Below are 22,210 nucleotides of genomic sequence, written 5' to 3'. Positions count from 1 at the left end.
CGCCGGCGGGCATGATCCCGCCTGGCTGTCCAGTCCAGTGATCACACGGATATTCGGTGTTGCTCTCGGCGCGGGATGCGCTGCGGGCATTGCCTTGGCTGTGCTTCAGGCACTCATCACGACGCCGCTGATTCTTCAGGCCGAAACCTATGAGACGGCCGGCTTGTCCGCGCCGGCGCTGCATCAGGCTGCCGGCATGGGGGGCGTCGGTGCCAGTGCGGAGCTTGCGCCCTATGCCGGCGGGCTGACCGACGATGGCCGGGTCTGGCTCGCCCATTCCCCCGGCGAGCATGACGAAGCGACCGGTGAGCTCGGGTTTCTCGATTCGATGATCGGCGCCTGGGCGCCGGAGGACGGTCTGGAGCGCACGCTCTACACCAGCCTGTCGAGCATTCTGACCGGCTTCGGCTTCGGCCTGATGCTGCTGGCGGCGATGCTGCTCGGCGCGCGGCGGATCGATGCGGCGACCGGGCTGCAGTGGGGCCTTGGCGCCTTTGCCGCCGTCGCGCTTGCCCCGGCGCTCGGCCTGCCGCCGGAACTGCCCGGTTCCGCCGCCGCCGAACTGGTCGCCCGCCAGACCTGGTGGGTCGGCACTGCCATCGCCACCGGTCTCGGCCTCTGGCTGCTGGTGGGGCGCGGCGAGCCGCTGCTGAAGATCGCCGGCGTTCTGCTGATCATCGCGCCGCATCTGATCGGCGCGCCGCATCCGCATGAATTTGCCTCCCGTGTTCCGGCGGAGCTGCAGGGCCATTTCGTCGCCGCGTCGATGGTGTCGGCGGCGGTGTTCTGGGCGATTCTCGGCAGCGCGCTTGGCTGGCTCTGGCAGCGCGGCGAGGCGACATGACACACGGAGCGCGCGCGGCTGCGACCCTGGTCGTCGGGGGCGCGCGCTCCGGCAAGAGCGCGTTTGCCGAACGTCTCATCGTCGAAAGCGGATTGCGGCGGGTCTACGTCGCCACCTCCGCGCCCGGAGATGGCGAAATGGCCGAGCGGATCGCCCGGCACCGGGCCGATCGCGGTGACGGCTGGACCACGGTCGAGGAACAGCACGACATCGCCGGCGTTCTCTCCCGCGAATGCGGGCCGGACCGCGCCGTGCTGGTCGATTGCCTGACGCTGTGGCTGTCGAACCTGATGTTCGCGCAAGCCGATATCGAGGCCGAGACCGGCCGGCTGATCGCTGCGCTGGCAGACGTGCGGGGGCCGGTGGTGCTGGTCTCCAACGAAGTTGGCCAGGGCATTGTCCCTGAAAACGCGCTTGCGCGGCGATTTCGCGATGCGCAAGGGCGCCTCAATCGAACCATTGCGCAAGCCGCGGAGCAGGTGGTGCTGGTCGCCGCCGGTCTGCCGCTGCTGCTCAAACCCAATCCCATGCAACCGGAGATCCGCCTATGAGTGCCGGACCCTCGTCTTCCGCCAAGATCCCCGCCACCATCGTCACCGGCTTTCTCGGTGCGGGCAAGACCACGCTGCTGAGCAACCTTCTGACCGAAGCCAAGGGCAAGCGCATCGCCCTGATCGTCAACGAGTTTGGCGACATGGGCTTTGACGGCTCGCTGGTCGATGGCTGCGCCGACCCCAACTGCGCCGCCGAGGAGGTGGTGGAGCTGACCAACGGCTGCATCTGCTGCACCGTTGCCGATGATTTCCTGCCGACCATGGAAATGCTGATTTCCCGCGATCAGGCACCGGACCACATCGTCATCGAGACCTCCGGCCTTGCCCTGCCGCAGCCGCTGGTACGGGCGTTCTCCTGGCCGAGCGTGCGCAACCGGGTGACCGTCGATGCGGTGGTGACCGTGGTCGATACGGCTGCCGTTGCCGAGGGGCGGGTTGCCGCCGATGAGGCGGCGGTCGCCGCCCAGCGGGCCGCCGATGAAGCGCTCGACCACGACAGCCCGGTCGAGGAGCTGTTCGCCGATCAGCTCGTCTGCGCCGATCTCGTCGTTCTCAACAAGTCCGATCTGGTGGATGCGGAGACCCTTGACCGGGTGCGCCAGAGCGTTGCCGCCCGGGTGCGCCCGGCGGTGGAGATCGTCGCTGCCGAACGCGGCTGTCTTGCCGCCGATGTGCTGCTCGGCCGTGCCAGCGCCTCGGAGGACGACATGGCCGGGCGCGCCGGCCATCACGAGGCGCATCATCATGACGACGATCACGATCATGACGATGACCACGACCATCATCACCACCACCATGATCACGACCACGATGAATTCGCCAGCCATGTGATCGAGACCGGGGTCTTTGCCGGGCTTGATGACATTCGCGACAAGGTGGCGGCGGCCATGGCCGTGCCCGGCGTTCTGCGCATCAAGGGCGCGGTGGCGGTCGCGGGCAAGCCGGCGCCGGCGATGGTGCAGGCGGTCGGGCCGCGGGTCGAGGCCTGGTTCGCCCGCGATGCGCGTGCCCCCGGGCGTCTGGTGGTGATCGGCCTCAGCGGCTTCGACCTTTCGCGGATCGAGGACATGCTGCGGGTCGCCGTGACCGCCTGATACGCTGGCGGCGACAGTCGCCACAGCCCATACGGGAGACGACATGCATATTCTGGCCGGCCGCAGCGGGCGGATCGATCAGGGGGACGAGGCGGTTGACCTGGAACAGGCGCCCGCCGACATCCTCTTTCTGTCCGCCGCCGATACGGAACTGGCGTCGCTCGCCGCCGTTGTCGAGGAGCTCGGCGACGATGGCGCCCCCAGCCTGCGGCTGGCCAGCCTGCTGGCGCTCTCCCATCCCTATTCGGTCGATCTTTACGCCCAGCAGACCGTCGAGGGCTCGAAGCTGGTGGTGCTGCGCCTGCTCGGCGGGGCGGAATACTGGCCCTATGGGCTCGACCGGCTCACCGAGGTGGCGCGCGGGTTTGGCGTCAAGCTGGCGGTGATGCCGGGCGATGACCGCTGGGACGCGGATCTGGCCGCCCGCTCCACCCTGCCGGTGGAGGAGGTTGCGATCCTCTGGCGCTATTGCGTGGAAGGGGGCGCGGGCAATCTTTCCAATCTGCTGCGCTATTGCGGCTATCTGCTGGAGCGCAACCCGGAGCCCGACCCGCCGCGCGCTCTGCCGCGCGCCGGCGTGTTCCTGCCCGGCCATGCGGCGCCCGCGCTGGAGGACCTGACACGGAGCTGGGCCGATCCGGCCGCGCCCTGCGCTGCCATCGTCTTCTACCGCGCGCTGGTGCAAAGCGCGGCCACCGCGCCGGTCGAGGCCTTGTGTTCAGCGCTGACCGACCGGGGCGTCAACCCGCTGCCGGTCTATGTCTCCTCGCTGAAGGAGGCGGAAAGCGCCGGGGTGCTTGCCGCATTGTTCGCCGAGGCGCGGCCGGATGTGGTGCTGAACGCCACCGCCTTTGCCGTGTCCAAGGCGGGTGGTCCGCACCGCACAACGCCGCTGGATGCCCCCGGCGTTCCGGTGATGCAGGTGGTGTTCTCCTCTTCCTCCGAAGAAGGCTGGCGCGAGGCCGATCAGGGCCTGTCGATCCGCGATCTGGCCATGCATGTGGTGTTGCCGGAGGTGGATGGGCGGATCCTGACCCGCGCTGTGTCCTTCAAGGAGCAGGGCGCGCGCGATCCGCGCACCCAGTCCGCACCGGTGCGGTTCGTGCCCAAGCCCGACCGGATTGCCTTCGTCGCCGATCTGGCGGCACGCACCGCGCGGCTCGGCCGGACGCCGCCGGAGGGGCGCAAGGTGGCGCTGATTCTCGCCAACTATCCCAACAAGGACGGCCGGCTCGCCAATGGCGTCGGGCTCGACACCCCCGCCTCCTGCGCCGGCTTGCTCGCCGCCATGCGCGCCGAGGGCTACCGGGTCGAGGGGGCACCGGAAACCTCCGCCGGGCTGATGGAGCGGATCTCGCACGGTCCGACCAACGCACTGGCGGAAAGGCATGTGCGTCCGGGCGGCGCGGTGCTGGATCTGGACAGCTACCGGCGGCATTTCGCGCGTCTTCCCGAGGCGGTGCGCCGGCAGGTCACCGCGCGCTGGGGGGCGCCGGAGGACGATCCGCATGTGGCCGAGGGCGGCTTTCGCCTCGCCCTCCATGTGTTCGGCAACACGCTGGTCGGCATTCAGCCGGCCCGTGGCTACAACATCGACCCGAAGGCGACCTATCACGACCCGGACCTGGTGCCGCCGCATCACTATTTCGCGTTCTACATCTGGCTGCGCGAGGTCTTCGGCATCCACGCCGTGGTGCATCTGGGCAAGCACGGCAATCTGGAATGGCTGCCGGGCAAGGCGTTGGCGCTTTCCGAGGCGTGCTATCCGGAAGCGGTGCTTGGGCCGGTGCCGAACATCTACCCGTTCATCGTCAACGATCCGGGCGAGGGGGCACAGGCCAAGCGGCGCTCATCGGCGGTGATCGTCGATCACCTGACCCCGCCGCTCGGCCGGGCCGAAAGCCACGGCGTCGGCGCGGAGCTGGAGGTTCTGCTCGATGAATACTATCTCGCGCAAGGGGTCGATCCGCGCCGCCTCAAGGCGCTGACCCGCGACATTCTCGACACCGCGACCCGGCACGGGCTCGACCGCGATATCGGCCTCAGCGACGAGATGGACGAGGAAACCCGGCTTGCCCGGCTCGATGCCCATCTGTGCGACCTGAAGGAATTGCAGATTCGCGACGGGCTGCATGTGTTCGGCGCGGCGCCGCAGGGCGATGCGCTTTCCCATCTTCTGGTGGCGATGACGCGCATTCCGCGCGGGGAGGGCGCGGCGAACGAAAGCCTGCTGCGCGCCCTGGCGCGGGATCTCGGTCTCACTTCGGCGTCATCCCGGATCTCCGCTGACGCTCCGTCCGGGATGACGAATGAGGGGGAATTCGACCCGCTCGACTGCGATTTCGCGCAAGGTTGGCAGGGGCCGCGCCCGCAAGCCCTCGCCGAGGTCTCGGATGCGCCCTGGCGGAGCTGCGGCGATACGGTGGAGCGGCTGGAAATCCTCGCCCACCGCTGCGTGGAGGCCGGCGCGCCGGAGGAGTTCGCTGCGACCAAGGCGGTGCTTGAGGAAATCACGGAGCGGATCGCCCCCGCCGTCACCGCGTCGGGAGAGCTGGAAACGCGCGGCGTGCTCGATGCGCTGGCCGGCCGTTTCGTTCCGCCGGGGCCGTCCGGCGCACCGACGCGCGGGCGTCCCGATGTGCTGCCGACAGGACGCAATTTCTATTCCGTCGACGTGCGCGCCGTGCCCACGGAAACCTCCTGGCGGATCGGCGAGGCGAGCGCGGACCGGCTGGTGGAGCGGCACTTCCAGGATGAGGGCGAGTATCCCCAGGCGGTGGTCCTGACCTGCTGGGGCACGGCCAATATGCGCACCGGCGGCGATGACATCGCCCAGGCGTTGGCACTGATCGGCACCCGGCCGAAATGGGAGCCGGGATCGGGCCGGGTCACCGGCTTCGACATTCTCGGCCTGTCGGAGCTGGGCCGTCCGCGCATCGATGTGACCTTGCGCATCTCCGGTTTCTTCCGCGATGCCTTCCCCCATCAGATCGACCTGTTCCAGTCGGCGGTGGCGGCGATTGCCGCGCTGGACGAACCGGCCGATGCCAATCCCATCGCTGCCCGGGTGGCGGAGGAAACCCGCCGCCGGATTGCCGAAGGCGAGGGGGCGGAGGTGGCGGCGCTGAGCGCCGGCTACCGTGTGTTCGGCTCCAAGCCCGGTGCCTACGGCGCGGGGCTGCAGGCGCTGATCGATGAGCGTATCTGGGACCAGCGGTCGGATTTCGCCGAGGCTTTCCTCGCCTGGGGCGGCTATGCCTATGGCGCCGGCGCGGACGGGGCGGGCGCGCGCGGTGCGCTGGAGGACCGGCTGTCGCGGGTCGATGCGGTGCTGCACAATCAGGACAACCGCGAGCACGACCTGCTCGACAGCGACGACTATTACCAGTTCGAAGGCGGGCTGGCGGCGACGGTGGAAACCCTGAAGGGCGAGGCGCCGAAGGTCTATCACAACGACCATTCCCGGCCCGAGCGGCCGGTGATCCGCACCCTCGGCGAGGAAATCGGCCGGGTGGTGCGCGGCCGTGCCGCCAATCCGAAATGGATCGCCGGGGTCATGTGCCACGGCTACAAGGGGGCGTTCGAGATTGCGGCGACGGTCGATTATCTCTTCGCCTTCGCCGCGACCACCCGGGCGGTGGGCGATCACCATTTCGACCAGCTGTTCGATGCCTATATTGGCGACGAGACCGTGCGCGCCTTTCTGGAAGGGGCCAATCCAAAGGCGCTTGAGGAAATCATGGACCGGTTCCGCGAGGCGCTGGACCGGGGGCTGTGGGCGCCGCGGCGCAACAGCTCGCGGGCGCTGCTGGACCGACAGGACAACGGGGAGACGATCACGTGAGCGACAAGAAAGCGGCGATGAGCGAAGAGGAACTGAACGCTCGCCATGCGGAGAAGATGCGCAAGAAGAAAGCCGCGCGCGACAAGATCATGGCCACCAAGACCATCGAAAAGGGTCTGCTGATCGTCCACACCGGCAAGGGCAAGGGCAAGTCGACCGCCGGTTTCGGCATGGTGTTCCGCTCCCTCGGTCATGGTCACAAGGTGGCGGTGGTGCAGTTCGTCAAGGGACGGATCGAGACCGGCGAACGCATGGCGCTGGACCGGTTTTCCGATCTTGTGACAATCAAGCGCATGGGCGAGGGCTTCACCTGGGAGACCCAGGACCGCCAGCGCGACATCGACGCCGCCCGTCAGGCCTGGGAGGCGGCCAAGGAGATGATCCGCTCGCGCGAATACCGGCTGATCCTGTGCGATGAGCTGAACATCGTCCTGCGCTACGACTACCTGCCGATCGACGAGGTTGTCGCCTTCCTGCGCGATGAAAAGCCGGAGGATGTGCATGTGGTCATCACCGGCCGCAACGCCAAGGACGAGTTGATCGAGATTGCCGATCTGGTCACCGAGATGACCCAGATCAAGCATCCGTTCCGCTCCGGCGTGAAGCCGCAGGAGGGGATCGAGTTTTGAGCCAGCCCCGCCATGGCTGAGCGCCGCACCCCCGCCCTGATGATCCAGGGCACCGGCTCCAATGTGGGCAAGAGCCTGATCGTTGCCGGGCTCTGCCGGCTGTTCGCCGACCGGGGGCTGAAGGTGCGTCCGTTCAAGCCGCAGAACATGTCGAACAACGCCGCCGTCACCGCCGATGGCGGCGAGATCGGCCGCGCCCAGGCGCTGCAGGCCATCGCCGCGCGGGTGCCCCTGAGTGTGCACATGAACCCGGTGCTCCTGAAACCGGAAACCGATGTGGGAGCTCAGGTGATCGTGCAAGGAAAGCGCGCCGGCACCATGCGCGCCCGCGACTATGGCAAGCGCAAGGGCGAGCTGCTGCCGCGCGTTCTGGAAAGCTTCGCCAAGGTCTGTGACGGCGCCGACCTGGTGCTGGTGGAAGGGGCGGGCAGCCCGGCGGAAATCAACCTGCGGGCCGGGGATATCGCCAACATGGGGTTTGCCGAGGCCGCCGATGTGCCGGTGGTGCTGTGCGGCGATATCGACCGGGGCGGGTTGATCGCTTCGCTGGTCGGCACCCATGCGATCCTGCCCGAAGCAGAGCGGTCTCGCATCCGCGCCTTCCTGATCAACCGGTTTCGCGGCGACCCGTCGCTGTTCGCGCAAGGCGAATGGGAGATCGCGGAGCGCACCGGCTGGCCGTCGCTCGGTGTGGTGCCCTGGTTCGATGCGGCCCATCGCCTGCCGGCGGAGGACGCGCTGGAGCTGGCGGAAAGCGCAGGGACCGGCGCGGTGAAGATCGCGGTGCCGGTGATCAGCCGGATCGCCAATTTCGACGATCTCGATCCCTTGCGGCTGGAGCCGGAGGTGACGCTGGAGCTGGTGCCGCCCGGCGCGCCGTTGCCGGGGGACGCCGATCTGGTGCTGCTGCCGGGCACCAAATCGACCATCGGCGATCTGGCTTTCTTCCGCGCACAGGGCTGGGATATCGACCTTGCCGCCCATCTGCGGCGCGGCGGCCAGGTGCTCGGTGTGTGCGGCGGCTATCAGATGCTGGGCCGGACCATCGCCGACCCCGACGGTATCGAAGGCACCGCCAGCACGGTCCAGGGGCTTGGCCTTCTCGATGTGGAAACGGTGCTGACCCCGGACAAGCGGCTGGTCGAAGTGACCGGCACCCATCTGCCGAGCGGCGCGCCGCTGTCCGGATACGAGATCCACATCGGTCGCACCGAGGGCCCCGATTGCGCGCGCCCCTTCGCCCATGTGGCCGGGGAGGGGGGCCGGAGCCACCCCGATGGCGCGATTTCACCGGACGGGCGGGTGATGGGCACCTATATGCACGGGCTGTTTTCCGCCGACGGATTTCGCGCCGGGTTCCTGGAAGGGCTCGGTGCCCGATCCGGTTTCCGCTACGCGGGCGAAGTGGACGCGACCCTTGATGGCCTCGCCCGACATCTGCAAAAGGTGCTGGATGTGGAGGCCCTGCTGGCAATCGCCAACAGGGAGAGATAGGGCCGCGCGGCTCCGGCTTTTCAGCCGGCGGCGCGCCGCCAGACAAGCAACTGATTGTTCGCCGGCATGGCGATGTCATCGACAAGGGTCAGACCCTGTGCGCCGGCAAGGGCATCGAGCGCTTCGAAGTCGCGAATGCCGCTCTCCGGATCCCGCGCACGCAACTGCGCGTCGAAGGCGGCGTTGCTCGCCGTGGTGAAGGCACCGCCGTATTTCATCGGCCCGTAGACACAGCAGACACCGCCCGGCGCCAACACCTCGCCGACGCGCTGGAAGAACTGTTTCACATGCGCAAACGACATGATGTGCAAGGTGTTGGCCGTGAAGATGCCGTCGAAGGCCTCCGGGCTCGTCGCGGCCGGGACCGGCCAGGGCGGCATGGCAACATCGAGGGTGAGCGGCGGCGGTGTGCGGTCGTTGCCTTCCTCAGCCAATCGCGCGGCGATGCCCGGAACGTTCGCGGGCAGCTCGCTGCATTGCCAGAGGAGATGGGGCAGGGCCGCCGTGAAATGCACCGCGTGCTGGCCCGTGCCGCTGCCGACTTCCAGAACGCGTCGCGGCTGAGCAAGCAAGGGGCGGAGCGCGGTGAGGATTGCGTCCTTGTTCCGTTCGGCGGCAGGGGCGACTGGCAGCATGGCGAACCTCAGGTGAAAAGGGGAAGGGCGGCGATCAGTGCCACGAGCATGAATTGCAGCGCGGCGGCGATGGACAGGGCTTTCAGCGCCCGCGAAATGTCGCCGGCGGTGAGCGTTTTGCGCCCCTCGTCATGGATGAAGGGATCGTCCACCGTATAGCCGGGATAAATCCGCCGGCCGGCCAGGGCGACGCCGAGAACCGCCGCCATCGCCGCTTCCGGCCAGCCGGCATTGGGCGAGCGGTGCTGCGGCGCGTCGCGGCGCATGATGGCGAAGCAGGTGGTCAGGCTGCGCCCCAGGAACGGCGCGGCGCAGACGAGCGTCAGCCCGGCAAGGCGGGAGGCGGGCAGGTTCACCAGATCGTCGAACCTTGCGGAGGCCCAGCCGAAGGCGCCGTGGCGGTCGGTCTTGTGGCCGATCATCGAATCGGCGGTGTTGACCGCCTTGTAGGCGATCAGCCCGGGCAGGCCGAAGAGCAGGAACCAGAACGCCGGTGCGGTGACGCCGTCGGCATAGTTTTCCGCACAGGATTCGATGGCCGCACGGGCGACGCCGCTTTCATCGAGCTGCTCCGGATCACGCCCGACGATCATCGCCACGGCCCGCCGACCGCCGGCAAGCCCCTCGTGCACCAGCCCGTCGCGCACGGCGGCCACATGCCGGTAGAGCGAGTTTTGCGCCAGAAATACGGCGGCGATGGCAACAATGCCGATCTCGCCGAAGGGCAGGCCGCGCAGGATCGCCTCCAACAGGAACCCGATCAACAGGGCACAGGCAACCAGTGCGGCGAGGAACAGGGCGCCATAGATCCGGCGCAGCCGCTGGGAAAGATCCGGCGTGTTGAAATCCTGATCGGCGATGTCGATGATCTTGCCGAACAGCGTCACCGGATGGGGCAGCCGGCGCCACAGCCAGTCCGGATCGCCGACAAGCGCATCCAGCAGCAGCGCCAGCGCGAGCAACAGGGCGGCGTCGGAAAAAAGCAGCATCGCCGGGCTCAGGCTTCGGTCACGGCAGTGACCAGCGCCGCGTCGAGCCGATCGAAGGCCTCCTTGCTCCCCGGCAGGCCAATCCGCATCCAGGTTGGCGCGTAGTCGAACACCCGTGTCCAGATCCGCTGCCGCGCCAGTGCACGATGCAGCGCTGCCGCATCCCGCGTGCCGGCCAGCACGAACAGCGGCGTTCCGCCAAAGACGCTGAGCCCATGTTTGTGCATCAGCATGGTGAGGTCCGCCGCCTCATCGGCAAGCCTTGCGCGCATGAGGTCTTGCCAGTGCGTGTCGGCGAGCGCCGCGGTGCCGATGGCCAGCGCAGGACCGGATACGGCCCAGCTTTCCAGATCCGCCGTCAGCCGGTCGATATCCTCCGCCGGTCCGGCGGCGAAACCGAGCCGCACCCCGCCAAGGCCATAGAACTTGCCGAAGGAGCGCAGCACCAGCGCCGGCATGCCCTCCAGATGCGGCAACACGCTGGTTCCGGGAAAGCTGTCGGTGAAGGCTTCGTCGATGACGAGCCGCCCGCCGCGCCGCTGCATTTCGCCGGCCAGATGACGCAGGCTGGTGGCATCGACCAGCCGCCCGTCCGGATTGTTCGGATTGACGATGACCAGCACACGCACCGATGGGTTGAGATCGGCGAACGGGGTGCGAATGTCGATCACCTGCCGTCCGGCGCGCCGCCAGGTGTCCGCGTGACTGCCGTAGGTGGGGCCGACCACGGCGACATCGCCGGCGGGCAGAATATGCGGCAGGCGCGCCAGAATGGCCTGGGTGCCGGGTGCTGCGGCAAGGGCAAGGTGGTCCGGCACCTGATAGGTCGCGCGGGCGGTCGCCAGCAGCCGGTCGAGCGCGTCCTGCCCCGGCAGTGCGGTCCACACATGGGCGGGCAGGGCCGGCAGCGGATAGGCGTGGGGATTGATGCCGGTGGACAGGTCAAGCCAGTCTTCCGCCAGACCACCGGCCTGTGCGATTGCCGCGCCGAGGTCGCCGCCGTGTTTCATACCCGCTCCCGTTCCGAAATCATGGGGGCGGCACAAGACGCTTTTGTGTTCGTCGCGATACCGCCGGCCGACCATCGCGGCCGGACTGACCGTACTGCGCCGGGCCCGCCGCGCCAAGGCCGGGATACGACATGCGGCGGTTCGCCGTCGCCGCTATCCCCTGGCTGAACGAAAGAGACGCAGGCAATGCGGTTGCCATGGCGCACGGGAAAGCGCCAGCCGCAAGAGCTGTCGGAAATTTATCAGATTTTGAAAGGGGATGGAGGCCTCGCCCGGAATCGAACCGGGGTACACGGATTTGCAATCCGCTGCGTCACCACTCCGCCACGAGGCCTTGCCACGCTGTATCAACGGCTTAGGGCCGAGTGTCAAGCGGTGTTGGTGAGTTTATCCGCAGCGTTTGACAAATTCGTGTCCCCACCCTTTTGAAACCCGTGCGCTGGCGCCTCTTTTCCACAAGGGGGGCGGGCTCCGCAGCATCCCGCCATCCGTCAGCACTGCCCCGCGGAAGATTGTCTTCCGGTCAGGCTGCGTCTTCGATGGCATCGCGCAGCCGATGCCAGCGGCGATCGAGATAGACGAGGCTTTCGCCTGCCGGGTTTGCCGGGCCGGGGGGCGCATGTCCCTCAAGCAGCAGCGCGCTGACGATGGTTGCGCTATCGACGGGCAGGGTGCCGTGCAGACGGGCGCGAAACCAGGTGGCGACCCGGCTGTAGCGGGGTTCTCCGGTCTCCAGTCGCTCCCAGGGTTCGGTCGGGCCAAAGCGCTCCGCACCGCTTGTCGCGCAGAGCCGGGCAAGATCCTGGTCGGCGTAGCGCAGGAAGTGGACGACCATGGTCTTTGCCGTCAGCAGTGCGGCGGCGGAACTGGAAGACGAGGCGAGCGAGAAGGCGACGATCGGAGGTTCGGCGCTGACCGAGATCAGGGAACTGACCGTCAGGGCGACGGGGCCGGTTTCGGTCTCGGCGGTGATCACCGCCACGCCTGCCGGGTGGTAGCGAAAGGCCTCGCGAAAGGCTGCGCTCACCGGGTGTGACTGCTGCATGTTCTCCTCCTCCTTCAGGTGCGGTGCGGCCCGCTCTCCGCGCCCAGGGTGCGGTGGCCGTCTTGTTGGTTGCCGGCGACGAAGGCGGCAAGGTCCCTTCTGACCGCCCCGCTCACCTCCTCGAACTCTTCGTCCGGCCAGCCCTCCAGCATCGGGGCATCGCGCCAGTCCTTGCGATTCCCGAACTGGAAGGGCAAATCGAGACAGTGCGCTGCGCCGAGCCTTGCGGGTCCGGCGAGCGCCGCGAAGGCCCGCTGGACCACGAGGCGACCCTCCCGTTCCGCTGCGCCGGCGATCGCGCTGGCGAACCGTCCGAACGCGATCCAGGACGCGCGTGTGACGAGGGTGATCCGATCGCGTGGCCAGTCCGGAGGGCAGGGAACCGGTGGCACCGGTGCCATGCCGGCACGGGCGCGCAGATGCGCGAGGGTTGCTTCCATTTCGCTGGAGCCGGAAAGAGTGGCGGGCAGAAACACCGACATCTCGTGCCGGGTCACCCTCAGATACAGCGCGTCCACGTGAAATTTGCTGGCTGGCCTCGCCGGATCTTCGGGCCAGACTGGCAGATACATCGGCGGGATCGCGCCCGGTTCCCCAGGGGCTTGGGACAGAACCCGGGCGCCGGCGCGAAGCAGCGCCTCGCGCGGCTCCTGACGATACGCCGGATCCCTGGCCTCGGCGGAAAGGACAGCCCGGGTGAAGGCGCTGCGCTGTACCGGCGTCCAGGGTTTGATCGCCGGAACGCTCAAGAGCGCGGCCCGGCGGAACAGGCCGGCGGCAACCGGCAGCGTGGACAGAGCCCAGGCATACCAGGCACCAGCGGATTGTCCGGCAAGTGTGACCTGGCCGGGATCCCCGCCGAAATCGGCGATATGGGCCTGAACCCAGCGAAGCGCTTGCAGAATGTCCTCAATGGGCCGGTGATAGGAGCCGGGCTCGTCGTCATCGAGATGACCGGTCGGTCCGAGGCGGTAGTTCAGCGTCACGACGACGAGGCCTTCGCCTGCCAGTCGCTCGCCGCGATACCAGCGCGCCGCGCCGCCGCCGCTGGCCCAGGCCCCGCCATGCAGGAAGACGAGGACAGGAAGACCGGCGGCGTCCTCCGGCGCCCAGACATTCAGGTAAAAGGCGGCGTCATCCTGCGGGTTGTCACGGATGCCGGGGCCCATCACGTCTTCAAGCCGGCTGGGGAGTTGCGGGAAGACCGGGACGTCGGTCAGGTGTTCCACCTTGAGCTGACCGCCAGCCGTGGTGATGGCGGAGCGAGGGCTCCCCGGATGCAGGAGCTGTCCGTATCTGAGGCCGTAAAAGCAGGCGATGCCGCCGCGCGATACGCCGACCGCACCACCGCGTTGCACGGTTCTCTGGTCCGGGGAGCCTGTCATTGTCGCCTCCTAGACCAGCGGTGTCGGCTGCTCGATGCCCAGCAGGCCAGCGCCGCCGATTTCATAGCAGAGCGGGCTGGCGGCGATGGCATGGCGCACGCCGGTGTTGACGTCGCGCCAGAGCCGGCCCAGCGGGTTGGCTTCGGCGAACAGCGCGGTGCCATGCAGCCAGGCGATATCGTTCATGGCTTCGGCGAGGTTATGGGTGGCATGGGCACAGCAGTTGCGCACACTGGCCCGGTCGGCCACCGACAGCGGCTGGCTGCCTTGAGCGGCCGTGTCGATCATGTCGGCGGCGCGCTGCAGGAACATTTCGGCGGTGTCGATTTTCGCCCGTGTCGCGCCGATCCCCTGAACGAAGGCGCCGGAGCTGGTTTGCGGCTGATACTTCGAATAGGTCACCGGCCGTTTGGCGGAGATCTGCATCACCATCTCCAGCGCCGCCTTGGCCGCGCCCAGCGGACCGGAGATGATGACGGTCGGGAACATCGACACGGGCGTCAGCCGCTGCAGGAAATGCGCGTCCTTGGACGCCTCGAAACCGGGGCCGAGCAGAACGTCGGCGCCGACCACCTGATCGGCGGGAAGCCACAGGTCCTCGGTCACGAAGTTGTTGCTGCCGGTGCCGCGCATGCCGATGGTGAACCAGGTGTCCTTGATCGTGTACTGGTCCTTGTGCAGCAGCACATAGCCGGGGCGGGGGTCGGCATCCGCGCTCTCGCGCATCTGCACCGCGCCGATGGCCCATTCCGCGTTCAGGATGTTGGAGCCGAAGGGCCATTCGCCGGTGACGCGATAGCCATCGCCGTCACGCACCGCAGTGCTGCCCATGTTGACGATGACCGAAGCCATGCGCACGGGCCTGCCATCGCGGAAGATGCGCTCGCGGACGGGCTCGGGAAAACGCATCGGCAGCAGCGACGATACGCTGGAGATCACCGAAATCCAGGCCGAGTTGGTGCAATACTGGCCAATGGCGCTGGTGACGTCGAGCAGCATCCGGGCGCCGCCTTCTTGCCCGCCGTAGCGCGCCAGCGTGTTGATGCCGAATACGCCGGTGCTCTCCAACGCGGCGAGGGAAGCGTCGGGCACGCGCCTGTCGCGGTCCGCCTGGGCGGCATTGTCACGCAGGATCGGGCCGATCTCGTGGACACGGGCGATCATCTGCGCGGCGAGGTCTTGCTTGTATGGGATCGGCATGTCGTCTCCTCAGAAACCGAAAGCGGCGTTGACGGCGGCGAGATCCATCACTTCGCGGACGTCAATGATCTGGCCATCGCGCACGGTGATCACGTCGACGATCTCAAGGGAGATGCTGTTGCCGTTGTGCAAGGTGGCGGTTTCTTCGAGGTGCAGGATGCCGACGCCCTGCTCCTCATCGGCATAGAGTCCCTTCAGCCGCATGGTCAGCGTGCCCGGCACGAAGGCGGCGGCCAGTCCGCCGAGCAATTCGCCGAAGAACCCATCCCAACCTTCGTAGGTTCTGGCGATGGGGCAGGTGTCGCCAACCACCGTCCAGCGGATGTCTTGGGCGACGATGGTCTTGAGCGCGTCATGATCGCCGGCACTGTGGCCGTGCCAGAACGCCTCGACTACGGATTTCACATTCATTTCGGATCTCTCCTTCAGGGAGGGCAGCGTGACCCGCTGGGCGCACGGGGTCGTTGTCCGGTCGCGGTGCCGAACCCGTGCGCTCTGCCTGTTGTTGGAGTGGTGCCAGGGTCATATCCCTGGCCGGGGTGCGCGCTGTCAGGCGCAGGTCATCCCACGTGGGGCCTTGCGGTCAGACGAAGCGGATCTCGTGTTCCGCGCCGAGGCGGACCACTTCGGCCGGATCGCTCAGCCCGTCGATCCGGGCCATGTAGTCGTACATTTTTCCAGTCGGCGAGACGAAGACCAGTGCCCGGGCGGTCTTGCCCGACCGGTTGTGCAGGGCATGAGGAATGCCCATGGGCAGGGTGACCGTGGTGCCGGCCGCCGCCTTGATCGTCTTGCCTTCCAGCTCGAACTCCATCTCCCCCTCCAGAATGTAGAGGGTCTCATCCTGGGTTTCATGAAGATGGGTGGGAACGAAGCTGTCCGGGCCGAATTCGGCATGCATCAGCAGCGAGGAAGGGGTCATGTGCAGCGGCACATAGGGCTCCCCGAGGATCGTCCACTTCTGCCCCTGGAAACCGTCTCCGATGGTCATCGGACCCTTGCTGAAATCCATTTTCTCTCTCCCTTTTGAAATGTCCCGGCGGGGCGCGCGCAGCGTGCGCGGCTCTGGGCCGGGTGGTCACCGTTTCCGGTGTTGCGCGCAGTGGCGCGACGTCGCGGCGGCGCCTTGCGCGGCCTGCGATCCTCCTCTTTCTCCTCCTTGACGCGCCTCCCAATCGCGCGTTTCATATTATTGTATGTTGATAAGAATGGCGGTGCCGAAGCGGCCTCTCTATCCAGTTACTGCGGGAAATGTACAGATCGTGCAGGAAAGAACCTTGAGCGACCAAGACGAGACGCCCGTGCCCATGTCGCGTTATTTCCTCTTCGAGACATCCGATCTCGATGAGGCTCGCGAGCGGGTGGGAAAGGTCTTTTGCAGGCACCGTCTCGACTATGCCGGGCGGGGGCGCGGCCTTGCGATCCGGCAGCATCTCGCGCCGCTTGGCCGGCTTGCGCTGAGCCATATCACCTATGGCGAGGAGGTGGAGATCGACGCGGGCGAGCCGGAAAACTGGTTCATGGTGCATTCCGTCGACCGTGGCGGCTGCGAGATGAAAGTCGGCGACCGCTTCGTCTCGGCCTCACCGGCCATGAGCGTGATCAGCTCGGCGACGCTGCCGCTGCACATGACCTGGACCGAGAATTGCGATCATCTGGTGCTGAAGGTCGACCGGAGCGCGCTGGAACGGCACCTCGCGAGCTTGCTGAATGATGCGGTGATCCGGCCGATCGAGTTCTATCCGGAGTTGCCCACCGGGTCCTGTGAGAATCAGGGATATCGCCGGGCGCTGAACTTCGTCATCGAGGAGATCGATCAGGACGACACGTTCTTCCGGACGCAGGTGGGGATTCGGCATCTGGAGCAGACGCTGATGACGATGCTGCTGACCACGTTCCGCAATAACTATTCCGAGGCGTTGGCGGCGCCGGTGAGCCCGTCGGCACCGCGTCATGTGGTCCGGGCCGAGGACTTCATGATCGCCAATGCCGACCGGGCAATCTCGGTCGAGGACATCGCCGCGGCGGCCGGCGTTGGCGTGCGCACCCTGTTCGACGGCTTCCGCCGTTTTCGCGCCACGACGCCAATGGCGCGGCTGCGGGCGCTACGGCTGGAAGGGGTGCGGAAGGATCTGCTGGCCGCCGATGCGTCAGGCTCCGTCACCGACATTGCGCTGAAATGGGGCTTCACCAACGTTGGCCGCTTCGCCGATACCTACCGCAGGCGCTACGGCGAATTGCCATCGTACACCCTGAAGCGCCGCCGGTGACCGATGTGAGGCCGGCGCCTGCGACCAATGGGCGGTTTCTCGCAAAGCGCGCGACGCCTGCCTGCGAGGCTGGATACGGCTTGTGTAGTCTGGTTTCATATATATTGTTGATCGTATATTGGAATGATTATTAAGTTGTCATCTTGGAATTATTATAAAGGGATGAATGAATTGTAGGTATTTCTATTTACTTGAGAATGATTTTCATTTGCTTTAGTCGGGATGTGTTGCTTGTTCGATGGTAGGGCCTTGACCCCTGTTTATCGGAGATGGAAATGCACACACCGCCTTCTGCTCCATCTGAAGGGGCATGGCTTCTATGCGTCGATCGGCAACTCCGGCCCTTGAAACCGAAGGAGTTGTTCGACATGTCCCGAAAAATCGCCCTGACACTTGCCGGCAGTCTGCTCGCCGCAGCCTGGGCTTCTTCCGCGCTGGCGGCGGAATATCCGATTGGCGCGCCGCAAACCGGCGGCGGATTGGAGGTGGCGGCGGTCTATCTGCAGCCGATCACCATGGAGCCTCCGGGGATGATGCGCCCGGCGGCCGACAGCGATATCCATCTGGAAGCCGATATTCACGCCCTGGCGGACAACCCGAACGGTCTGGCGGAAGGGGAGTGGGCGCCGTATCTGGTCGTCACCTACACCCTGACCAAGCTCGACAGCGGTGAAACCCAGACTGGCCCCCTGATGCCGATGGTGGCCAGCGACGGACCGCACTACGGGGACAATGTGAAACTGATGGGCGTTGGCAAATACGAGCTGAAATTCGACGTCGCCCCGCCGAGCGGCAATGCCATGACCGGGTTCGGCCGGCATGTTGACAAGGAAACCGGCGTTGCGCCGTGGTTCGAACCCTTCACCACCACCTATGAATTCGTCTACGCCGGTGTCGGCAAGAAGGGCGGCTACTGACCCGTTGAGACTGCGGCCGGCGGATGTCTCGCCGGTCGCGTTTCGCCCATGTTCAGGAGCTGCCCCCATGTCCGTCTTTCGTCTTTTCACTCCCGGCCCGGCACGTGTTCAAGCGCACGCGCTTGCCCTGACCCTGACCCTTCCTCTTTGCCTCGCCCTTGCCCCGGCTCCGAGCCTTGCCGCCGAGATGCCGGTGTTCGAGATGGAGCTTCGCGACGGCGTCGTCACGCCCACCCGGATCGTGGTCGAGGCCGGGACCACCTTCAAGATCGTCCTGCGCAACACTGGCACGACCGCTGCTGAATTCGAGAGCCTGCGCATGCGCAAGGAAAAGGTGCTCGGCCCCGGCGTGACCTCCTTTGTCGTGATCCGGCGCCTGTCGCCGGGCAGCTATCCGTTCTTCGATGAGTTCCACATGGACAAGGAAACGGCTCATGGGGTGATCGTTGCCAGGTAGCGCCCGCGCGCGGCAACGAGGTGTCCCGACGGAGCCAGGGATTTGGCATCATGACGACGCAAATTGCATTCATTGTCTGGCGCGAAAGCGTCGAGGCGCTGCTGGTGATCGGCATTCTCAATGCCTGGATCGGTCAGAGCGGAATGGGGACCGCCGCCCGGCGTTATCTCTGGGGCGGTGTGGCAGCCGGTCTGGCCTGCGCCCTGGCGCTGGCCTTCGCCATTCTACGGTTTTCCGAAAGTCTCGCCGGCGATCGGCTGGAGTATTTCCAGACCGCACTGGTACTTGGCGCCGCCGGGCTGATCGTGCAGATGGTCGTATGGATGCGTCGTCACGGTCGCCAGATGCAGCGGGATCTGGAGCGCGATCTCACCCGAGCCGCCGCCCGCGGCCGCTGGTGGATGGTCTTCGTGCTGGCGCTGATCGCCGTGGCCCGCGAGGGCAGCGAGACCGTCGTGTTCCTTTATGGCTTGCTGGGCGCCGGTCCCGGGATCGGCCGTGTCAGCGTGCTGGCCGCCGCCGTGACCGGGCTGCTGCTGGCGCTCGCCTCCTACGCTCTCCTGCAGATCGGTCATCGCGCGCTGTCGTGGCGGGTGTTCTTTCGCATCACTGAAGTCATGTTGTTGTTGCTCGCCTGCGCGCTGCTGGTCACCGGCATCGGCAACCTCGTCGCGCTCGGTTTCCTGCCCTACACCGCGCCTGTGTGGGATACGGGCTGGCTGCTCGATGACAGCGGCCGGGTCGGCGGCAGCATTGCCTTGCTCACCGGATATCGCGCGGCACCGGATCTGGCGACCGTGGCCACCTGGGGCGGCTTCGCTCTCTTGATGGCGGTCGTCGGCTGGTGGCAGAGCCACCGGGCGGTGGCGGTGCGGGAGGGGCGGTCATGAGCGCGAAACCCGCTCCCGGCGCCGTCTATGCCACCGATATCCATCCCGGCGGCCGGTTCGAGGCCGCGGGCCATTGGCTGCGCCGGCACCAGCGGCTGATCCGTTCGCTGCAATGGGGCGTCGTTGCGGTCTATGCCACCTTGCTGGTGGTACCCTCGGTGCTGCCGCTGCCAGGTCCAACGGCGCGGATCTGGAACGATGTCACGGTGTTTGCCCAGTTCGTCTTCTGGGGGATCTGGTGGCCCGGCGTGCTGATCTCGATGCTGGTGTTCGGGCGGCTGTGGTGCGGCGTTCTCTGCCCGGAAGGCGCCTTGTCGGAATTCGCCAGCCGCAACGGGCGCGGCGGCGCCATTCCCCGATGGGTGCGCTGGCCGGGCTGGCCCTTTCTGGCGTTCGTCCTGACCACGGTCTACGGCCAGATGGTCAGCGTCTACCAGTACCCCAAGCCGGCACTGTTGATTCTCGGCGGATCGACCCTCGCGGCAATGGCGATCGGCTATCTCTATGGACGCGAAAAGCGGGTGTGGTGCCGGTACCTGTGCCCGGTGAACGGCGTCTTCGGGCTTCTGGCAAAGCTTGCGCCCATGCACTATGCGGTCGACCGGACCGCCTGGGAGGGCAATGCAAGACGCGCCGATCTGCTGCAAGGCTATACCTGCGCCCCGCTGGTTCCGGTGAAGAACATGCAGAGCGTGTCGCCCTGCCACATGTGCGGGCGCTGCAGCGGCTTTCGCGCGGCGGTCCGGCTGGCGCCGCGTGCCCCCAATCACGAGGTGGTAGAGGTGTCCGGGCGCACGGCGACCCGTTGGGACAGCCTGCTGATCATCGTCGGGCTGATCGGGGTCGCCGGTGGTGCGTTCCAATGGGCATCGAGCCCGTGGTTCGTCGCCCTCAAGCAGGCGGCGGCCACCTGGCTGGTCGAGCTTGGCATCTTCTGGCCCCTCGATACGAGCCTTCCCTGGTGGATGCTCACCAATTATGCCGCCCAGAGCGACGTGATGACGCTGCTCGATGGGGCGATGCTGCTCGCCTATATCGGCGTGGTCACCGTCGTTCTGAGCGTGGCCGTCAGCCTGCCGCTGGCACTGGCGACACGCCTATGCGGTCCCTGGCACTGGCAGAGGTTCCATCACCTGGCCCATGCGCTGATCCCGGTCGCCGCCTGCGGCGTCATCCTCGGGCTGTCGGCGCAGACAGTGACCTTGCTGCATCAAAGCGGCATCGACCTTGCCTGGAGCCAGTCGGCTCGCGCGCTCGCTCTCGCTGGTGCGTCGCTTTGGTCCGTATGGCTTGCCGGCCGGATCATCATGCACACCTGTCGCGGTGGTCGGGCGATTGGGGCGACCGCCGGCTTCCTGCTGTCGCTGGGGACGCCGGTCTATAGCTGGGTGCTGCTGTTCTGGCTGTGGTAGGCAGGCCTCTTCCCGGCGGAGCGCCTGCCGCGCCGCCGGGAAAACGTCTCGACAATCAGCCGTCGAGTCCGCCGAGGCAGACGTATTTGATGTTGAGGTAATCCTCGACACCGTATTTCGAGCCCTCGTTGCCGACGCCCGAATCCTTGACCCCGCCGAAAGGGGCGACCTCGGTGGTGATCAGCCCTTCGTTGACGCCGACGAGGCCGTATTCCAGCGCGTCCATCACCCGGAACACCCGGCCAAGGTCCTGCGAGTAGAAGTAGCAGGCAAGGCCGTATTCGGTGTCATTGGCGCGGGCGATGGCCTCATCCTCGCTGTCGAAGCGGAACACCGGCGCCAGCGGGCCGAAGGTCTCCTCCCGCGCCACCTTCATGTCCGCCGTGACGTCGGCGACGAGCGTCGGCTCGAAGAAGCTGCCACCATTGGCGTGGCGGCGACCGCCCGTCACCAGCCGGGCGCCCTTGCCGATGGCGTCCTGAATGTGTTCCTCGACCTTTTCCACCGCCCGTGCATCGATCAGCGGTCCCTGGGTGGTGCCCGGCTCCAGGCCGTTGCCGACCTTGAGCCCTTTCACGGCGGCGGCGAGCTTCTCGGTGAAGGCGTCATAGATGCCGGCCTGGGCGTAGATCCGGTTGGCGCAAACGCAGGTCTGTCCGGAGTTGCGGAACTTGGAGATCATCGCTCCCTCGACGGCCGCGTCGAGATCGGCATCGTCGAAAACGATGAACGGCGCATTGCCGCCCAGTTCCATGGAGATCTTCTTCATGTTGGCGCTGGCCGCGCTGGCGAGTTTCTTGCCCACCTCGGTGGAGCCGGTAAAGGTGATCTTGCGCAGGTTGGGGTTCTCGCACATCTCCGCGGCAATCTCGGAGGCCGAGCCGGTCAGGACGTTGACGACCCCGCGCGGGAAGCCGACCTGTTCGGCCAGCGCACCGATGGCCAGCGCCGAATAAGGGGTCTGGCTTGCCGGTTTGATCACCATGGTGCAACCGGCGGCCAGCGCCGCGCCCAGCTTGCGCGAGATCATCGAGTGGGGAAAGTTCCATGGGGTGATCGCGCCGGTGACGCCGACCGGTTCCTTGGAGACGAGGATCTTCTTGCCGCGCCAGGGGGAGGGGATGATGTCGCCGTCGATCCGCTTGGCCTGCTCGGCGAAGAAGCGCACGTATTTGACGCCGAGCGCAATCTCGCCCTTGGCCTCGGCCAGCGGCTTGCCCATTTCCGTGGTCAGGATTTCCGCCAGCGCATCGTGGTTGTCCATGATCGCGTCGCACAGCGCATGCATCAAGGTGGCGCGCTCCTCGGCGGTGGTCTGCTTCCAGTCCTGAAACGCCAGATAGGCGGATTCGATCGCCCGGGTGGTTTCCGCTCGGCCGCATTTGGGTACGGTGCCGATGATCTCGCCGGTCGCCGGATTGGCGACCTCGATCACCGCGCCGTCATCGGCATGGCTCCACAGCCCGCCGATGTAACAGGCCTGCTTGAAAAAGGGGTGCTCGTTGATCATGGCTGCCTCCCGCGCTGTGGCCGCTTTGCCG

General features: G+C 66.7%; 20 protein-coding genes and 1 tRNA gene. 11 read left to right on the top strand and 10 right to left on the bottom strand.

Annotation, left to right across the window (positions count from 1 at the left end; genetic code table 11):
* Nucleotides 1-37: 37 nt before the first annotated feature.
* Genes LC062_RS03570 through LC062_RS03545 form a run of 6 tightly spaced genes read left to right on the top strand, consistent with a single transcriptional unit; the run spans nt 38 to nt 8,459 of the window.
* Nucleotides 38-844 carry a CbtA family protein gene (locus tag LC062_RS03570; protein WP_224909631.1) on the top strand — a complete coding sequence of 269 codons (807 nt, stop codon included), beginning with the start codon at nt 38-40 and terminating at the stop codon, nt 842-844.
* A complete protein-coding gene (gene cobU, locus LC062_RS03565; RefSeq protein WP_224909630.1) occupies nt 841-1,395 on the top strand; it encodes a bifunctional adenosylcobinamide kinase/adenosylcobinamide-phosphate guanylyltransferase in 555 nt (184 codons plus the stop codon). Before LC062_RS03570 ends, cobU begins: the two co-directional genes overlap by 4 nt.
* Nucleotides 1,392-2,492: a cobalamin biosynthesis protein CobW gene (cobW, locus tag LC062_RS03560; protein WP_224909629.1), complete on the top strand. Its 1,101-nt coding sequence runs from the start codon at nt 1,392-1,394 to the stop codon at nt 2,490-2,492. Before cobU ends, cobW begins: the two co-directional genes overlap by 4 nt.
* Nucleotides 2,493-2,535: 43 nt before the next feature.
* Nucleotides 2,536-6,336, top strand: a complete 3,801-nt coding sequence (gene cobN, locus LC062_RS03555) for a cobaltochelatase subunit CobN (RefSeq protein WP_224909628.1) — start codon at nt 2,536-2,538, stop codon at nt 6,334-6,336.
* A gap of 17 nt (nt 6,337-6,353) precedes the next feature.
* Nucleotides 6,354-6,965, top strand: a complete 612-nt coding sequence (gene cobO / locus LC062_RS03550; RefSeq protein WP_181758540.1) for a cob(I)yrinic acid a,c-diamide adenosyltransferase — start codon at nt 6,354-6,356, stop codon at nt 6,963-6,965.
* 12 nt (nt 6,966-6,977) lie between these two features.
* Complete coding sequence (locus LC062_RS03545) at nt 6,978-8,459, top strand: cobyric acid synthase (protein ID WP_224909627.1); 1,482 nt, start codon at nt 6,978-6,980, stop codon at nt 8,457-8,459.
* A gap of 20 nt (nt 8,460-8,479) precedes the next feature.
* Here LC062_RS03545 and LC062_RS03540 read toward each other — a convergent pair whose 3' ends face one another.
* The 9 genes from LC062_RS03540 to LC062_RS03500 form a co-directional block, all read right to left on the bottom strand.
* Complete coding sequence (locus LC062_RS03540; RefSeq protein ID WP_224909626.1) at nt 8,480-9,094, bottom strand: DUF938 domain-containing protein; 615 nt, start codon at nt 9,092-9,094, stop codon at nt 8,480-8,482.
* Between the two features lie 8 nt (nt 9,095-9,102).
* Nucleotides 9,103-10,083, bottom strand: a complete 981-nt coding sequence (gene cbiB, locus LC062_RS03535) for an adenosylcobinamide-phosphate synthase CbiB (protein ID WP_224909625.1) — start codon at nt 10,081-10,083, stop codon at nt 9,103-9,105.
* An 8-nt stretch (nt 10,084-10,091) separates the two neighbouring features.
* On the bottom strand, nt 10,092-11,093 hold the full coding sequence (cobD, locus tag LC062_RS03530; RefSeq protein WP_224909624.1) for a threonine-phosphate decarboxylase CobD: 1,002 nt from the start codon (nt 11,091-11,093) through the stop codon (nt 10,092-10,094).
* Between the two features lie 260 nt (nt 11,094-11,353).
* Nucleotides 11,354-11,427: transfer RNA gene (locus LC062_RS03525), tRNA-Cys, on the bottom strand.
* A 189-nt stretch (nt 11,428-11,616) separates the two neighbouring features.
* On the bottom strand, nt 11,617-12,138 hold the full coding sequence (locus LC062_RS03520; RefSeq protein ID WP_224909623.1) for a flavin reductase family protein: 522 nt from the start codon (nt 12,136-12,138) through the stop codon (nt 11,617-11,619).
* Between the two features lie 14 nt (nt 12,139-12,152).
* On the bottom strand, nt 12,153-13,523 hold the full coding sequence (locus LC062_RS03515; protein ID WP_224909622.1) for a carboxylesterase family protein: 1,371 nt from the start codon (nt 13,521-13,523) through the stop codon (nt 12,153-12,155).
* 9 nt (nt 13,524-13,532) lie between these two features.
* Nucleotides 13,533-14,723, bottom strand: coding sequence for an acyl-CoA dehydrogenase family protein (locus tag LC062_RS03510; protein ID WP_224909621.1), 1,191 nt, complete (start codon nt 14,721-14,723; stop codon nt 13,533-13,535).
* A 9-nt stretch (nt 14,724-14,732) separates the two neighbouring features.
* Complete coding sequence (locus tag LC062_RS03505) at nt 14,733-15,134, bottom strand: nuclear transport factor 2 family protein (protein ID WP_224909620.1); 402 nt, start codon at nt 15,132-15,134, stop codon at nt 14,733-14,735.
* A gap of 172 nt (nt 15,135-15,306) precedes the next feature.
* Entirely contained in the window at nt 15,307-15,735 is a 429-nt protein-coding gene (locus LC062_RS03500; RefSeq protein WP_224909619.1) for a cupin domain-containing protein, read from the bottom strand.
* A gap of 265 nt (nt 15,736-16,000) precedes the next feature.
* On the opposite strand from LC062_RS03500, the gene LC062_RS03495 reads away from it, so the two are divergent.
* The 5 genes from LC062_RS03495 to LC062_RS03475 all read left to right on the top strand — a co-directional run bounded on the left by LC062_RS03495 (nt 16,001) and on the right by LC062_RS03475 (nt 20,669).
* The gene (locus tag LC062_RS03495) at nt 16,001-16,993 is read left to right on the top strand and encodes an AraC family transcriptional regulator (RefSeq protein ID WP_224909618.1); all 993 of its coding nucleotides are present in this window, start codon (nt 16,001-16,003) and stop codon (nt 16,991-16,993) included.
* A gap of 368 nt (nt 16,994-17,361) precedes the next feature.
* The gene (locus LC062_RS03490; RefSeq protein ID WP_224909617.1) at nt 17,362-17,910 is read left to right on the top strand and encodes an iron transporter; all 549 of its coding nucleotides are present in this window, start codon (nt 17,362-17,364) and stop codon (nt 17,908-17,910) included.
* Nucleotides 17,911-17,977: 67 nt separating this feature from the next.
* On the top strand, nt 17,978-18,367 hold the full coding sequence (locus LC062_RS03485) for a cupredoxin domain-containing protein (RefSeq protein WP_224909616.1): 390 nt from the start codon (nt 17,978-17,980) through the stop codon (nt 18,365-18,367).
* Nucleotides 18,368-18,417: 50 nt separating this feature from the next.
* Entirely contained in the window at nt 18,418-19,257 is an 840-nt protein-coding gene (locus LC062_RS03480; RefSeq protein WP_224909615.1) for an FTR1 family iron permease, read from the top strand.
* On the top strand, nt 19,254-20,669 hold the full coding sequence (locus LC062_RS03475) for a 4Fe-4S binding protein (protein ID WP_224909614.1): 1,416 nt from the start codon (nt 19,254-19,256) through the stop codon (nt 20,667-20,669). The genes LC062_RS03480 and LC062_RS03475 overlap by 4 nt, the downstream gene beginning before the upstream one ends.
* Before the next feature lie 55 nt (nt 20,670-20,724).
* Here LC062_RS03475 and LC062_RS03470 read toward each other — a convergent pair whose 3' ends face one another.
* On the bottom strand, nt 20,725-22,179 hold the full coding sequence (locus tag LC062_RS03470) for an NAD-dependent succinate-semialdehyde dehydrogenase (RefSeq protein ID WP_224909613.1): 1,455 nt from the start codon (nt 22,177-22,179) through the stop codon (nt 20,725-20,727).
* Nucleotides 22,180-22,210 lie beyond the last annotated feature (31 nt).

Origin of the sequence: Stappia indica (assembly GCF_020177335.1) — a bacterium.
Taxonomy (GTDB): Bacteria; Pseudomonadota; Alphaproteobacteria; order Rhizobiales; family Stappiaceae; genus Stappia; species Stappia indica_B.
The sequence above is the reverse complement of the archived record's forward strand: the minus strand, read 5'-3'. Positions and strand labels throughout refer to the sequence as shown.